Source organism: Streptomyces sp. NPDC015139 (genome assembly GCF_043079785.1).
Classification (GTDB): Bacteria; Actinomycetota; Actinomycetes; order Streptomycetales; family Streptomycetaceae; genus Streptomyces; species Streptomyces albidocamelliae.
In genome coordinates this window covers 94,479-109,008 of the sequence record NZ_JBIBUW010000009.1, presented here as the reverse complement: position 1 = coordinate 109,008, position 14,530 = coordinate 94,479, and the positions used below count along the sequence as shown (strand labels likewise).

The following is a 14,530-nucleotide window of genomic DNA, read 5'->3' as shown; positions in this document are numbered from 1 at the left end:
GCTCACCGTGTGGTCAGCGTGGTCTCGTGCACGGTGCGCAGCCTGCCGTCCGCTCCCGCCCGCTCCAGCCGCAGCCGGGCCGAACGCCCGTGCAGCGTCAGGGTCATGAGCTGGTTGCCGAACCAGGGGCCGCCCCTCTTGCGCCACTTCACCGGCGGCCGGGGGCAGCGGCCGTGCCGGGCGAGTACTCGGCCGAGGAGCCGGGCCGGGCGGCTCCAGCCGAAGCGGAACCCGAGCCGCATCCAGACCGGCACGGAGTTGTGCACGGGCGAGCAGGTGAGCTGCACGACCCGCGCGTCGGGGCCACCGGACGGCCAGCTGGCCTCCGCCACATAGGCGTGGTGCACGTCCCCCGACAGCACGTACACACCGGCCGGCGCACCCGCCCCGGAACCGGCCTCGGCGATCAACGCGGCCAGGTCGGCGAAGGACCGGGGGAACGCCGCCCAGTGCTCAAGGTCCGCCCCGCGCCGCAGACGCTCGCCCCGCCGCGCCCACCGCGCCCCGCGCTCTCCCGCGCACAGGGCCGCGTCCCAGGCCTCCGCGTCGTGCACCAGATGCGGCAGCAGCCAGGGCAGCGAGGTGCCGATCAGGAGCTGGTCGTACGATCCCGGGCCGGTCAGCACCTGCTCCCGCACCCACTCCGCCTCGGCGGGGTCGAGCATGGCACGGCGGTCCTCGTGTAGCACCCGGGCCGCCCGCGAGTCCACCATCAGCAGCCGGACCCGGCCGAAGTCACGCCGGTAACTCCAGCGCACGGAGGCGAAGTCTGCGTCCGCCTTCGCGGCGAACGCGCGCAGCGCATCGGTGCCGTCGGGCGTGTCACGCACCGCCGCGTACGTCGCGTCGTCGGCGAGCTCGGCCGGGGTGAGGTTGCCGAGGTGCTGGTACACCCAGTACGACATCAGGCCGCTCAGCAGCCGTTCCTGCCACCACGCGGTCGCGCGCATGTCCTCCAGCCAGGCGGCCGAGGTGTTCCAGTCGTCGACGACGTCGTGGTCGTCGAAGATCATGAGGCTCGGCACGGTGGACAGCAGCCAGCGGATCTGCGGGTCGAGCCAGGACTCGTAGTAGAGGTGGCAGTACTCCTCGTAGTCGGCGACCTGACTGCCCGGGGCCTCACGGAGGTCACGGCGGGAGGCCAGCCAGTTCCGGGTGTCCGCGGAGGTCTCGTCGGCGTAGACCTGGTCGCCCAACAGCAGCAGCACGTCCGGGCGTTCGGCGTCGGGGTCGGTGGCCAGCCGGGTGGCGAGGCTGTCCAGGGCGTCCGTGCCGACCGGATCCTTGCCGTCCGCGGGCGGCGCGGCCCACCGGCAGGAACCGAGGGCCATCCTGACGGTGTCGCCCTCGGCGGGGGTCCGGATGACCGAGGGCGGGAACGCGGAGCCGGGCAACGGCCAGACCGCGCCGCCGTCCAGGAACACCTCGTAGGAGGCCGAGGTCCCCGGCTCCAGTCCGGTCACGGTGACGAGCGCGTAGTGGTGCCCGGCGATCTGGAACGTCGGGGCGTGCGCCCGTGCCCCGGTCGAGCAGCGCACCTCGACGGCGCACGGCCGGCTCGTCTCCACCCACACGGTGGCGGACGAGTCGTCGGTGTGCCTCAGCAGTGGCCCCAGGCGCAGTTCGGCCATCGGCGGTCCCCTCCTCCGTCGCACCGTACGGTACGCAACGGCGGGACCGGGGGACAGAGCGGGGCGGTAGACATCGTTCCGGCGACAGCACAACCAAACGCCGGTGGCGAACGTCATATGAGTGACGCTTCGCTCGATACCGTCACGCCAGGGGGCAAAACATGAACAAGCGTAGATGGCCGGCGGTCGCCGTGGTCGCGCTCGTGACAGCGGGATCACTGAACCTCGTGGCCACGGCCGCGTCGGCGGCCGACGGCAGGACGTCGGCCGCCGCCGCGACCACGTGCCCGACGGGATGGGGCAGTCTGCCCAAGCGCGCCACCCGCGACTCGGCGGTCGCGCACTCGCTGACGAACATCCGCACCGGCCGGCACACCTGCTACGACCGCATGGTCTTCGACGTCGGCGGCGGCACGGCTCCGCTGACCTACTCCGTCGCCTACGTCAAGACCTTCCGCCAGGATCCCTCCGACATGGTGATACCGGTCGCCGGAGGGGCGATCCTCGACATCAGGGTGGGCGCGCCCGCGTACGACCCGGAGACCGGAAAACCCACCTACCCCGCCCGGCCCGGCAAGACGCTGCCCGGCGTCAGCGTCACCGGCTACCGCACCTTCAGGGACACCAAGTTCGGCTCCAGTTACGAGGGAGTCACCCAGGTCGGTCTGGGCGTGCGGGCACGGCTGCCGTTCCGGGTGCAGCACGTGGCCGACCGTCTGGTGGTGGACGTGGCCCACACCTGGTGAGCCAAAGCCACCGGCGTCAGTAGCGCAGGGCCGTGGCGACGTCCGCCTTGACCTGTCCGGTCAGCTTCCGGTTGCTGGTGGCGGTGCCGTCACCGGAGGCGCCGGCGGCGACGTCGCTGATCTTCACCACGGTCACGTCCAGCAGGTTGCCGCTCGTGTCCGTGAAGTTGACCTGCACGGCGAAGGACTTACTGGCGTCCGCGGTGTTCTTCGCGGTCACCTTGGCCGTGGCCTTGCCGTCGCCGCCGATGGTGGCGGAGCCGAGGCTCACGTCGTCCTTGGCCTTGACACCGCCCTTGGCCTCGTCGAGTTTGCGCTTGGCCTCCGCCGTGGCGGAGGCCAGCGCGTCGGTCCCCTGGGAAGCGAGGGAGGAGGCCGCCGAAGCCGCCTTGCTGGCCGCCGACGCCGCCTTGCTGGAGCCGGTGGAGGGGGTTCCGGAGTTGTCGGAGCAGCCGGCCGCCCCGACCGTGACGGCCAGGGCCAGCGCCGTGCCGGCCGCACCCCGTGTCCAGTTCCCTGTCATGCCGCGCCTCCCGTGCACTCGGATCGGTCTGTCCATCTCAGTGAAGGGGGCGCGGCCGGGTCCCGCACACCGAGCGGGGCGCCCGGGCGGCACCGGCACCCGAACGGCCCTGTCCCTGTCCGGGAACGGCGCCGGGCAGCCGTCACCGTCCCCGCTGCAAAGGCCGTCCGGACGTGCGGGGCCAACTGCCGAATGCTGCAATGACGGGAGACGCGCCGCCAGGGAGGCGCGCGGCACACCAGCGCACGATCCCCGGCTGACACGGGAGGGACGGTGTCGTGACCCGCTCCGATGCAACTCCCGCCCCCGCCGCCGGGACCCAGCCGGAAGAGGCCGACCGGCTGCGGGATCTGCTGCGCGACCCCGCCTACCAGAGGACGCTCGTGTTCTCGGCGGTCGTCGGCGTGCCGGTCTCCCTGGCCGCCTTCTGGTTCCTCGCCGGGCTCCACGAACTGGAACACCTGCTGTGGGTAGGGCTCCCGGCCGATCTGGGCTGGAGCACGCCGCCCTGGTGGTGGCCGCTGCCCCTGCTGGCGGTCTCCGGCCTCCTCGTCGGTCTCGTCGTCAGCCGGATGCGGGGCGCCGGCGGGCACATCCCCGCCTCGGGTCTGCACTCCGGCGGGATGTCCCCGGCCGCCCTGCCAGGAGTGGTGCTCGCCGCCGCGGCCAGCCTGCCGCTCGGCGCCACCCTCGGCCCCGAGGCCCCGCTGATCGCGCTCGGCGGCGGCCTCGCCCTGTTCTTCCGGGACCTGATCCGCACCCCGGCGACCGCGCGGGGCACCGCCCTGGTGGGCGCCGCCGGTGCCGCGGCGGCCCTGTCGGCGATCTTCGGCAATCCGCTGATCGGCGCGGTGATCCTGATCGAGGTCGCCGGAGTGGGCGGCCCGCAGCTGTTCGCGGTCATGCTGCCCGCGCTGCTCTCCAGCGGCATCGGGTCGCTGGTCTTCACCGGCTTCGGACGCTGGACGGGCCTGTCCACCGGAAGCCTCTCGATGACCGTGGGCGTCCCGTTCCCCCGCCTGGACGCGGGAGACGTGCTCTGGTCCGTGCTCATGGCCGTCGCCATCGCCACCGCCGTGCACCTGGTGCTGTCCCTGGGGCGCCGGGCCGCGGCGTTCGTCGCGGGCGGGGTGGTGCCGCGCACGGCGCTCTGCGCGCTCGCCGCCGGCGCGTGTGCCGCGGTGTACACCCTGGCCGTGGGCCGTTCGCCGGCGGACGTGGCCTCCTCCGGCGAGGCCGTCCTGCAGCGGCTGGCCGCGGATCCGCACGCCTGGGGCGTGGGCGCCCTGATCGCCGTCCTGCTGTGCAAGGCCGTGGCGTACGCGCTGTGCCTCGGCAGCCTGCGCGGCGGCCCGGTCTTCCCCTCTCTGTTCCTCGGTGCGGCGGTGGGCGTCCTGCTCGCGCCCCTGCCCGGCCTCGGCGTGGTGCCGGGCATGGCCGCGGGCATGGCCGCCGCGACGGCCGCCGCGCTGCGGCTCCCGGTCAGCAGTGTGCTGCTCGTCGTCCTCGTGCTCGGCAGCGGGGCGATGATCCCCGTGGCGATCCTCGCCGCCGTCGTCGGCTTCGTCACCGTCGAACTGCTGCCGCCCGGGCGCGCCGTGCCGCCGGTCGGCAGGCCCGCCGGCCCGCCGGCGGCACGGCCCGCGGCCACCTGGGAGGACGACGGCGCCGAACCCGAGCCGGGGCCGACGCCCGGAAACGCACGATGAGCCCGCAGCCGCCCGCCGCCGCGCGGCCCCTGTCGGCGGCGGCCTTCCGCGAGCTGTACCGCAGGCTGCGCGAGCGGGCTCCCGCGGACGGGGAGCACCGGCGCGGCGCGCTGGACCTGATCACACCCGAGCGCGTGGTGGCGGCCGCCGCCGGGGTGCGGTCCGGACGCACGGTGTCGCTCGCCGCCCCCGTCGAGACCCGGCCCGGTCCGGACAGCCCGGAGCCCGCGGCCCACCGGATGACCGCGCCGACGGACCGGGAAGGCCACGAGCACGGGCTGTACTTCGCCCGCGACCGGTTCGCCATGAACGTGCACGGAGACGTCGACAGCCACCTCGACGCCCTGTGCCACGTGATGTTCGACGGCGAACTGTACGGCGGGGTCCCGGCCGGCACCGTGACCCCGGACGGCGCCGGCACCCTCACCGTCGACCTGGTCCGGGACGGCATCGTCGGCCGGGGCGTGCTCCTTGACATCCCGCGCCTGCGCGGAGTGCCGTGGCTCGATCCCGGGGACCAGGTGACCGCCGAGGACCTCGCCGCGGCCGAGACCGCCCAGGGGACCCGCGTCGGGCCGGGCGATGTGCTGCTGGTGCGCGTCGGCCACCGGCTCCGGCGCCGGACCCTGGGCGCCTGGGACGTGACACGGGCGCGGGCCGGCCTGCACCCGGCGGCGATGGGCTTCCTGGCCGAGCGGCAGGTGTCCGTCCTGGGGTCGGACGGCAACAGCGACGCGGCGCCGAGCGCCGTCGCGGAGGTCCCGTTCCCCGTGCACGTACTGGCCGTCAACGCCATGGGAGTGCACCTGCTGGACTGGCTGGACTTCGAGGAGCTGGTCCCGGTCTGCGAGGAGCAGGGCCGCTGGCACTTCCTGTGCGTCGTGGCCCCCCTGCGGCTCCCCGCGGCCACCGGCTCCCCGGTGAACCCGATCGCCGTTCTGTGAGCCGGCCGGTCCGGCACCGGTCCCGCTCCGGGTGCCGCCCGACCGCACTGCGCGTACGTTCGAAGAGGAAAAGCCGGCAACAGCCCAGACCACACGAGCGAGGACGGTGGTTGCCGTGGACGCACTCCCCCCGTACGACGTGATCGTCATCGGTACCGGCGCGGGCGGCGGCACCCTCGCGCACCGCCTCGCCCCGTCGGGCAAGCGGGTACTGATCCTCGAACGCGGCGGCTACCTGCCGCGCGAACGCGACAACTGGGAGTCCACCGCCGTCTTCGTCAAGGCCAAGTACCGGGCCCCCGAGTTCTGGCTCGACCGGCACGGCAACGAGTTCCCGCCCGAGGTCAACTACTACGTCGGCGGCAACACCAAGTTCTACGGCGCCGCGCTGTTCCGGCTGCGCCCCGAGGACTTCGGCGAACTGCGCCACCACGACGGCGTCTCGCCGGCCTGGCCCCTCGCCTACGAGGACCTGGAGCCGTACTACACGCAGGCGGAGCACCTCTACCTGGTGCACGGCCGGCACGGCGAGGACCCCACGGAGGGGCCGAGCAGTGCGCAGTACGCCTACCCACCGGTCGAACACGAGCCCCGCATCGAGCAGTTGAGTCAGGACCTGGAGAAGCAGGGGCTGCACCCCTTCCACCTGCCGATCGGGGTCAACCTCACCCAGGACGAGTTCGGCGGGGCCACCCACGCCAGCGCCTGCATCCGCTGCAACCGGGTGGACGGCTTCCCGTGCCTGGTCCGCGCCAAGTCCGACGCCCAGGTGATCTGCGTCGAGCCGGCACTCGAGCACCCCAACGTCGACATGGTCACCCACGCGCGCGTGACCCGGCTGGAGACCGATCCCACCGGGCGCAGCGTCACCACCGTCGTCGCCCAGCTCCCCGGCGACGAGGAGGCCCGGTTCTCCGCGAGCGTCGTGGTCGTGGCCTGCGGCGCGGTCAACTCCGCGGCCCTGCTGCTCGCTTCCGCCGGCGACCGGCATCCCGACGGACTGGCGAACGGCTCCGGCGTCGTCGGCCGGAACTACATGCGGCACAACAACCTCGCGCTGATGGCCCTTTCGAAGGAGCCCAACGACACGCAGTTCCAGAAGACCCTCGCCCTGCACGACTGGTACCTGGGCGCGGACGACTGGGACTACCCGCTCGGCGGCATCCAGATGCTCGGCAAGTCGGACGCCGAGCAGATCCACGGACAGGCCCCCCGCTGGGCCGGCGCGGTGTCGCCGGACATGCCCTTCGAGGTCATGGCCCACCACGCCGTCGACTTCTGGCTGTGCGGGGAGGACCTGCCCCAGCCGGACAACCGGGTGACCCTGGAGAAGGACGGCCGTATCCGGCTCACGCTCGACGAGGACAACAACATCGCCGGTCTCAAGCGGCTGCGGCACAAGCTGCAGCACATGCTCGGCCGGCTCGGCATGCACGAGCACCAGCTGCTGTCCCGCAGCATCTACCTGCACAAGGGCATGCCGATCGGCGCCACCGCCCACCAGGCCGGCACCGTGCGCTTCGGAACCGACCCGGCGTCCTCGGCCCTGGACCTCAACTGCAAGGCCCACGACCTCGACAACCTCTACGTGGTCGACACGAGCTTCTTCCCGAGCATCGGCGCGGTCAATCCGTCCCTCACGGCCATCGCGAACGCCCTGCGCGTGGGTGACCACCTGCTGGAGCGCCTCGGCTGACGCGGCCGCCGGGCCGCGCCCTCCACGCGGGCGAAGATGCTCAGCCGCAAGGCGCAATGCGGTCCGTCCCGGCATGCCGAACGCGCGGCGCGGTGTTTGTCTGGCGCCTGAACCCTCCGGGCCGCGCCCGGACGATCCGGGCAGGCAGAGGAGCAGGGCATCGTGAGTTCCACCGAGGGCGCACCGAAGAACGTGATTCCGGCACAGCTGCTGAAGGGTCAGAAGGCGCTGGTCACCGGCGCCAACTCCGGGATCGGCAGGGCGACCGCCGTCGCCCTCGGCCGGGCCGGGGCCGACGTCGTCGTGAACTACGTGGCCGGCGGCGACGAGGCGGAGGAGGTGGTCCGGGAGATCGCCGCCTTCGGGGTGAAGGCCGCCGCCTACGAGGCCGACGTCTCGAAGGAGGACCAGGTCGTCGCCATGATGGACCGGATGGTCCAGGAGTTCGGCACCATCGACATCCTGGTCGCCAACGCCGGACTCCAGCGCGACGCCGCCTTCACCGACATGACCCTCGCCCAGTGGCAGAAGGTCATCGACGTCAACCTCACCGGTCAGTTCCTGTGCGCCCGCGAGGCGACCAAGGAGTTCCTGCGCCGCGGTGTCGTCCCCGAGGTGTCGCGGGCGGCCGGGAAGATCATCTGCATGAGCTCGGTGCACCAGCTCATCCCCTGGGCCGGCCACGTCAACTACGCCTCGTCCAAGGGCGGAGTGCAGATGATGATGGAGACCCTCGCCCAGGAACTCGCCCCGAAGAAGATCCGGGTGAACGCGGTCGCCCCGGGAGCCATCAAGACACCCATCAACCGCAGTGCCTGGGAGACGCCGCAGGCGGAGCAGGACCTGCTGAAGCTGATCCCCTACGACCGGGTCGGCGAGCCGGACGACATCGCCCACGCCGTGGTGGGCCTCGCCTCCGACCTCATGGACTACGTCGTGGGAACCACCCTCTACGTCGACGGCGGCATGACCCTGTTCCCCGGCTTCGCCACCGGCGGCTGAACCCACCCGCCCGGCGCCGCCTCCCGGAAAGGCACCCATGCACACCGTTCTGATGCTGGCGGACACGCCCGCGCAGATGCTTCCGGCCAGATCCCAGATGGCCTTCACCCTCGCTTCCCACATCATTCTGGTGCCGCTGGGTGTGGCCCTGCCGCTGATCACCTTGATCATGCACGCCTACGGGCTGCGCCGCGGAGACGCGACAGCCCTTCTGCTGGCGCGCCGATGGTCGGCGGTGATGGCGGTCCAGTTCGCGATCGGGGTCGTCACGGGCACCGTGCTGTCCTTCGAGTTCGGACTGCTCTGGCCGGGCATGATGGGCCGGTGGGGCGACGTCTTCGGCATCGGCTTCGGGGTCGAGGCCTGGGCCTTCTTCCTGGAGGCCGTGCTCATCGCCGTCTATCTCTACGGCTGGCGGCGGCTCCCCGCGCGCACCCACTTCCTGCTCGGCCTGCCCCTGCCCTTCGCGGCCCTGCTGGGCGCCTTCGGCATCATCGCCGCGAACTCGTGGATGAACACCCCGCGGGGCTTCACCCTCGACGCCGCCGGCAACCCGACCGACGTGCAGATCTGGAAGGCGATCTTCACGCCCATGTTCGGCCCGCAGTACTGGCACTTCGTCGTGGCGATGTTCCTGACGGCCGGCTACGTCGTGGCCGGTGTCTACGCGACCGGCTGGCTCCGCGGGCGCCGGGACCACTACCACCGCCTCGGCTTCACGATCCCCTTCACCCTCGCCGCGGTGTGCACACCGGTGCAGTTCGTGCTCGGCGACTCCATCGCCCGGCAGGTGTTCCACAAGCAGCCGGTGAAGTTCGCCGCCATGGAGATCGTCTGGAAGACCGACACCCATGTCCCGGAGTACCTCTACGGCCGGCTCCATCCCGACGGCACGGTCTCCGGCGGCATCAAGGTCCCCCAGCTCGACTCGATCCTCGCCGGCTTCCGCCCGGACACCAAGGTCACCGGGCTCACCTCGGTGCCCGCCAGTGACCGGCCGACGGCCGCCGAGGCCACCATCGCCCACTTCACGTTCGACACCATGGTCTTCATCGGGTCGGGGCTGATCCTGCTCGCCCTCTGCTACGCCTTCGTGTGGCTGCGCCACCGGCGGCTGCCCGCCTCCCCCTGGTTCTACCGCTGCGCCGCCGTCGCGGGCGTGGCCTCCGTGGTCGCGGTCGAATGCGGCTGGATCACCACCGAAGTGGGCCGCCAGCCGTGGATCGTGTACCAGAACATGCGCGTGGCCGAAGCGGTCACCTCGACGCGCGCGTCCAGTCTGTGGCTGATGTTCGCCCTGGTCATCGTGGTCTACGTGTTCGTCTTCGGGTCGTTCCTGGTGGTGCTGCTGAAGCTGCGGACCCGCTGGCGCGAGGCCGACGCGTCGGCCGGCCCGCGCCCACCGCGGGAGGCACCGGAGACCGACACCCCGTACGGGCCGCGCTCCGCCGGGAGCCCCCGGTGATCGCCGGGGTCATCGCCGTCGTCCTGCTGCTCGCGGTGGCCGCCTACGCCTGTGGCGGCGGCACCGACTACGGAGCCGGCTTCTGGGACCTGACCGCAGGCGGAGCCGAGCGAGGCAAGCGTCCGCGGTGGCTGATCGACCACGCGATGGCTCCCGTCTGGGAGGTCAACAACGTCTGGCTGATCTTCGTCCTCGTCATCATGTGGACGGGATTCCCGGTCTTCTTCCAGCAGGTGTTCGTCACGATGTGGCTGCCCCTGGTGCTCGCCGCCGTGGGCACCGTGCTGCGCGGCGCCGGCTTCGCCCTGCGCAAGCCCGCCCGGAAGCTGGCCGGCCGGCGCCTGTACGGAGCCGTGTTCGCCGTCGCCTCCCTGCTGACACCGTTCTTCCTGGGCGCCGCGGCCGGGGGAGTGGCCTCGGGCCGGGTGAACGCGACGACGACGGCCTCGACGGACGCCTGGGCCAACCCCACCTCACTGCTGTTCGGGCTGCTAGCCATCGCCGCCACCGCGTCGCTCGGCGCCGTCTTCCTCGCCGCCGACGCCCGCCGGTTCACCGCGCCGGACCTGGACGCCTACTTCCGGCGCCGGGCCTGGGGCGCCCTGGCCGGCCTCGCCGTCCTCGCCGTGATCACCCTGGTCGTCACCCACGGGGACGCCCCTCACGTGTGGCACGGGCTCACGCACGGCGTCGGCCTCGTCTTCGTGGTCGTGGCGGCGCTGGCCACCGCCGCCACCGCCTGGCTGCTGACCCGCCCCTCCGGAGCCTGGTCCCGGGTCACGGCCGTCGCCGCTGTCGCCTCGGCGGTCCTCGCCTGGGGCATGGCGCAGCGCCCCTACCTCATCCCCACCTCACTGACCGTCGCCGACGGCGCGGGCGCGCACACCACCATGCGCTGGCTGGGCTTCGTCACCCTCGTCGCGCTGGTGCTCGTGATCCCCACGGTCGTCCTGCTCTACTGGCTGGACACCCACGGCGAGCTGGAGAGCCTCACCGACGCCGACCTGCGGCGCGCCGGCACCGGTGACGAGGGCTGACCCGGCGGCGGACCGGCCGGTGCCGGGCGCGGGGGCGCGGGTGGAGTCCGCGTGACCACCGACGACATCCTGCTGGGCGTCGGGCTGACCGTCGCCCTCGCCGTCGGGTGCCAGATCCTGGCGAGCCGGCTGCGGATCCCGGCCCTGCTCCTGCTGCTGCCGGCCGGGTTCACCGCCGGGGCCCTGACCGGCGACATCCACCCCGCCCAGCTCCTCGGGCCGGCGTTCTCCCCGCTCGTCTCGGTGTCCGTGGCGATCATCCTCTACGACGCCGGGCTCGCCCTGGACCTGCGCCACCTCAGGGGCGCGACCCGCGCTGTCGTCGTCCGTCTGATGGTGCTCGGCGTGGTCCTCACCTGGGGAGCCGTCGTGCTCCTGGGACCGGCTCTGCTCGGTGTGCCGGTGGCCGTGGCCAGCATGATCGGGGTCATTCTCGTGGTGTCCGGGCCGACCGTCGTCGGACCGCTGCTGGAGCACGTCCGGCCGTCGGAGAAGGCGCGGCGGGTCCTGATGTGGGAGGGCACCCTGATCGATCCCGTCGGGGGCATCCTCGGCGCGGTCGCCTTCCACTCGATCGTCTCCGGGGGCCTGCGGAGCGGTCACTTCCGCTTCGGCGCGTTCTTCGCCGGCCTCGCCGTCGGGCTCGCCGGCGGGGCGATCGGTGCCGCGCTGCTCTGGTGCACCCTGCGCCGGCTGCGCCTCGGCGAGTCGCTGGGGACGCTCGCCCAGCTGGCCACCGTCGTCGCGGTGGCCGCGGGCTGCGACATGGCGTACGACGACACGGGCCTCATCGCCGCGATCGTCACCGGGCTGGCCGTGGCGAATCTGCCCGGGCTCGACATGCCCGCACGCAGGCCGTTCTTCGAGACGCTCGTCCAGCTGATCGTCGGCCTGCTGTTCGTCTCCATCTCGGCCACGGTGACACCGCGGTCCCTCGTAGGCGTGCTGCTGCCCTCGCTCGTGCTCGTCGCGGTGCTCGTCGTACTGGTCCGACCGCTGGTGGCCGTGCTGTCCACCGCTCGCACGGACCTCGTCGCCGGTGAACGGGCCTTCGTCGGCTGGATGGCCCCGCGCGGCATCGTGGCCGCCTCCACCGCCACGACCTTCTCCGCCTCGCTCACCGCCGCGGGGCTGCGCGGCGCCGGGAAGATCCTCCCCGTCACCTTCCTCGTCATCGTCGGAACCGTCCTCGTCTACGGGCTCACCGCGAAGCCGGTCGCCGGCCGGCTGGGCGTCAGGCCTCCCGAGCGGGCGCGTCCGCTGCTGGTGGGCGGCGACGGCTGGGTCGTCGAACTCGCGCGTGCACTGCGCACCGCCGGTGTGGACGTACTGATGTGGGCGGGCAGCTCACAGGAGCGGGAGCGGATCGAGCGGGCGGGGGTCGAACTGGCCGGCGGGGAGCTGATGGCCTTGGCCACCGAGCCGCAGGCGGAACTGGAGGGGGTCACCTCGGTCTTCCTGCTCACGGCCGACGACGACTTCAACGCGCTCGCCTCGATCCTCCTGGAGGACGGCGTCGACGGGCCGGTCTACCGCATCGCTCCGCCCCCGGGCGGCGAAGGCGTGGTCGCCCCCGGCACCGCCGGCCGCACGCTGTTCGGCCCGCGCCTGGTCCGCCACGCGCTCGCGGACCGCCACGGGCGAGGCGCCCGCTTCCACGTCCAGCCGGCGTCGGCGCCCCGGGCGCCCGGTCACGACGCCCTGTTCGTCGTACGGGCCGACGGTGCCCTGGAACCGGTCATCGGGGAGCCGTCGCTCGCCCCCGGGCGGCAGGGCGACACGGTCGTCCTGCTCGGACCGGTGCCGTCGCCCTCCTGAACCGGGCCCCGGCTACCGCTTCTCCAGAGCCTCGTTCAGGGTGAGCGCCGCGTCGATGAGGGCGAGATGGGTGAACGCCTGCGGGAAATTACCCAGTTGGCGGCCCGTCGGGTCGATCTCCTCGGAGTACAGGCCCAGATGGTTCGCGTACCCCATCATCTTCTCGAACACCAGCCGGGCCCGGGGGGTGCGCCCCGCGCGCGCCAGGGCGTCGACGTACATGAACGTGCACAGCGAGAAGGTGCCCTCGGAGCCGCGCAGACCGTCGGGCGAGGCCTCGGGGTTGTATCGGTAGACCAGGCTGTCGCTGACCAGTTCCTCCTCCATCGCGTCGAGCGCCGACGTCCACAGCGGATCCTCGGGGGTGATGAACCCGACCGTGGACATGCGCAGCAGCGCGGAGTCGAGCACGTCGCTGCCGTAGTGCTGCACGAAGGCCCGCCGTCCCTCGCTCCAGCCCTTGGCCATGACCTGTTCGTAGATCGCGTCCCGTGCGCTGCTCCAGCGGGCGGTCGAGGCCGGGCGGCCGTGCGACTCCGCGAGCCGCAGGGCGCGGTCGAACGCCACCCACGACATGACGCGGCCGTACGTGAAGTTCTTGCGGCCGCCGCGGGTCTCCCACAGCCCTTCGCCCGCCTGGTCCCAGTGGTCGACCAGCCAGTCGAGATTGGTCAGCAGGGAGGTCCAGCCCTGGTGTCCCAGCCTGATCCCGTGCCGGTGCGCGAAGTAGATGCTGTCCAACGCCTCGCCGTAGATGTCCAGCTGGAGCTGGCCGGCCGCGCCGTTGCCGATCCGCACCGGCGCCGAACCGGCGTAGCCCTCCCAGTGGTCGAGGGTCTCCTCCACCAGGTCGGAGGAGCCGTCGACCCGGTACATGATGTTCAGCGGGCCCGAATCGCCGTCACTGCCGGCCCGTTCCTTCACCCGGTCGCCCAGCCAGTTGATGAACGCCCTCGCCTCCTCGGTGAACCCCAGCCCCAGCAGGGCGTACACGGAGAAGGAGGCGTCCCGGATCCAGGTGAAGCGGTAGTCCCAGTTGCGTTCCCCGCCCAGTTGCTCGGGCAGCGCCGTCGTAGGGGCGGCCACCAGGGCACCGCTCGGGGCGTACGTCATGAGCTTCAGCGTGATCGCCGAGCGCTCCACCGTCTCCCGCCAGCGTCCCGAGTACTGCGACTGACTGAGCCAGGAGCGCCAGAATCTGATGGTCTCCTCGAAGAGCTCCTGGTACTGGGCGAGGCGGATCTGCCGCGGCGGCCCGTCGGGGGCCGACTCCAGGACCAGCCCCCGCTGCTGTCCGGCTTCCAGCGTCAGGGTGAAGTGCAGGTCGTTCCCCCGGTCGGTGAGGACGTCCACCAGCCGTTCGTCCTCCGGTTCGCGGATGGGGTGCACCGTGAGTTCCGTGCCGTCCTCCGCCGCGAAGAGCGCCCCGTGCTCGGTGATGTGCAACCGGTGCGCCGTACGGCCGTAGTCGAACCGCGGAGCGATCTCGACGTCGAACGTCATGGTGCCGCGCACACAGCGCACCAGCCGGACGAGGCGGTGGCTGGGGGTGGCGGTCGTCCCCGTCACGGGCATGAAGTCCAGGACCTCGCCCGCGCCCGCCTCGGTCATGAACCGGGTCACCAGGACCGCCGTGTCGGGCAGGTACAACTGCTTCGTCGCGTACATCTCGTGCACCGGCCGGACCGTGCAGTGGCCGCCCTTGTCCTTGTCCAGCAGCGCTCCGAACACGCTGGGCGAGTCGAACCTCGGCAGGCACAGCCAGTCGACCGTTCCGTCGGTGGTGACCAGCGCCGCCGTCTGCAGATCGCCGATCAGGCCGTGGTTCTCGATGAGCGGGTAGTCGTCCATCGGGCTGCCCCTTCCGGTGCGCGGTTCGCCCGAACGCGTCCCTTCGGATCAGCGTAAGCCGGGGATGCGGCGGCGGCCCGTCGGACTCGCGCCTGGTGATATGCCCAG

Annotated in this window: 11 protein-coding genes; 8 read left to right on the top strand and 3 right to left on the bottom strand. The window is 72.4% G+C overall.

Translation table 11 applies throughout. The annotated features are described in order from the left end of the window. Window positions 1-2 precede the first annotated feature (2 nt). Entirely contained in the window at window positions 3-1,631 is a 1,629-nt protein-coding gene (locus tag ACF08B_RS24430) for an alkaline phosphatase D family protein (RefSeq protein WP_392319358.1), read from the bottom strand. A gap of 161 nt (window positions 1,632-1,792) precedes the next feature. Between ACF08B_RS24430 and ACF08B_RS24425 the strand changes: the two genes are divergently transcribed. Continuing rightward, window positions 1,793-2,377 carry a hypothetical protein gene (locus ACF08B_RS24425; RefSeq protein WP_392319357.1) on the top strand — a complete coding sequence of 195 codons (585 nt, stop codon included), beginning with the start codon at window positions 1,793-1,795 and terminating at the stop codon, window positions 2,375-2,377. A gap of 16 nt (window positions 2,378-2,393) precedes the next feature. On the opposite strand, the gene ACF08B_RS24420 is transcribed toward ACF08B_RS24425, so the two are convergent. After that, window positions 2,394-2,900: a hypothetical protein gene (locus ACF08B_RS24420; RefSeq protein ID WP_392319356.1), complete on the bottom strand. Its 507-nt coding sequence runs from the start codon at window positions 2,898-2,900 to the stop codon at window positions 2,394-2,396. Window positions 2,901-3,178: 278 nt separating this feature from the next. Between ACF08B_RS24420 and ACF08B_RS24415 the strand changes: the two genes are divergently transcribed. The 7 genes from ACF08B_RS24415 (at window position 3,179) to ACF08B_RS24385 (ending at window position 12,571) form a co-directional block, all read left to right on the top strand. Continuing rightward, window positions 3,179-4,609, top strand: a complete 1,431-nt coding sequence (locus ACF08B_RS24415; RefSeq protein WP_392319355.1) for a chloride channel protein — start codon at window positions 3,179-3,181, stop codon at window positions 4,607-4,609. Beyond that, window positions 4,606-5,553, top strand: a complete 948-nt coding sequence (locus ACF08B_RS24410; protein WP_392319354.1) for a cyclase family protein — start codon at window positions 4,606-4,608, stop codon at window positions 5,551-5,553. The genes ACF08B_RS24415 and ACF08B_RS24410 overlap by 4 nt, the downstream gene beginning before the upstream one ends. Before the next feature lie 106 nt (window positions 5,554-5,659). Beyond that, window positions 5,660-7,249, top strand: coding sequence for a GMC oxidoreductase (locus tag ACF08B_RS24405; RefSeq protein ID WP_392319353.1), 1,590 nt, complete (start codon window positions 5,660-5,662; stop codon window positions 7,247-7,249). A 162-nt stretch (window positions 7,250-7,411) separates the two neighbouring features. Beyond that, window positions 7,412-8,251: an SDR family oxidoreductase gene (locus ACF08B_RS24400; RefSeq protein ID WP_392319352.1), complete on the top strand. Its 840-nt coding sequence runs from the start codon at window positions 7,412-7,414 to the stop codon at window positions 8,249-8,251. A gap of 37 nt (window positions 8,252-8,288) precedes the next feature. Continuing rightward, window positions 8,289-9,716, top strand: a complete 1,428-nt coding sequence (locus ACF08B_RS24395; RefSeq protein WP_392319351.1) for a cytochrome ubiquinol oxidase subunit I — start codon at window positions 8,289-8,291, stop codon at window positions 9,714-9,716. Then, a complete protein-coding gene (locus ACF08B_RS24390; RefSeq protein WP_392319350.1) occupies window positions 9,713-10,753 on the top strand; it encodes a cytochrome d ubiquinol oxidase subunit II in 1,041 nt (346 codons plus the stop codon). Before ACF08B_RS24395 ends, ACF08B_RS24390 begins: the two co-directional genes overlap by 4 nt. A 51-nt stretch (window positions 10,754-10,804) precedes the next feature. Beyond that, window positions 10,805-12,571, top strand: a complete 1,767-nt coding sequence (locus tag ACF08B_RS24385; RefSeq protein WP_392319349.1) for a cation:proton antiporter — start codon at window positions 10,805-10,807, stop codon at window positions 12,569-12,571. A gap of 12 nt (window positions 12,572-12,583) precedes the next feature. Here ACF08B_RS24385 and ACF08B_RS24380 read toward each other — a convergent pair whose 3' ends face one another. Next, entirely contained in the window at window positions 12,584-14,422 is a 1,839-nt protein-coding gene (locus ACF08B_RS24380; protein WP_392319348.1) for a glycoside hydrolase family 15 protein, read from the bottom strand. Between the last annotated feature and the right edge of the window lie 108 nt (window positions 14,423-14,530).

Coding starts and splice junctions, on each gene's coding strand:
- ACF08B_RS24410 (WP_392319354.1), top strand. CDS start 4,606: ATGAGCCCGCAGCCGCCCGCCGCCGCGCGGCCCCTGTCGGCGGCGGCC.
- ACF08B_RS24420 (WP_392319356.1), bottom strand. CDS start 2,900: ATGACAGGGAACTGGACACGGGGTGCGGCCGGCACGGCGCTGGCCCTG.
- ACF08B_RS24395 (WP_392319351.1), top strand. CDS start 8,289: ATGCACACCGTTCTGATGCTGGCGGACACGCCCGCGCAGATGCTTCCG.
- ACF08B_RS24380 (WP_392319348.1), bottom strand. CDS start 14,422: ATGGACGACTACCCGCTCATCGAGAACCACGGCCTGATCGGCGATCTG.
- ACF08B_RS24430 (WP_392319358.1), bottom strand. CDS start 1,631: ATGGCCGAACTGCGCCTGGGGCCACTGCTGAGGCACACCGACGACTCG.
- ACF08B_RS24425 (WP_392319357.1), top strand. CDS start 1,793: ATGAACAAGCGTAGATGGCCGGCGGTCGCCGTGGTCGCGCTCGTGACA.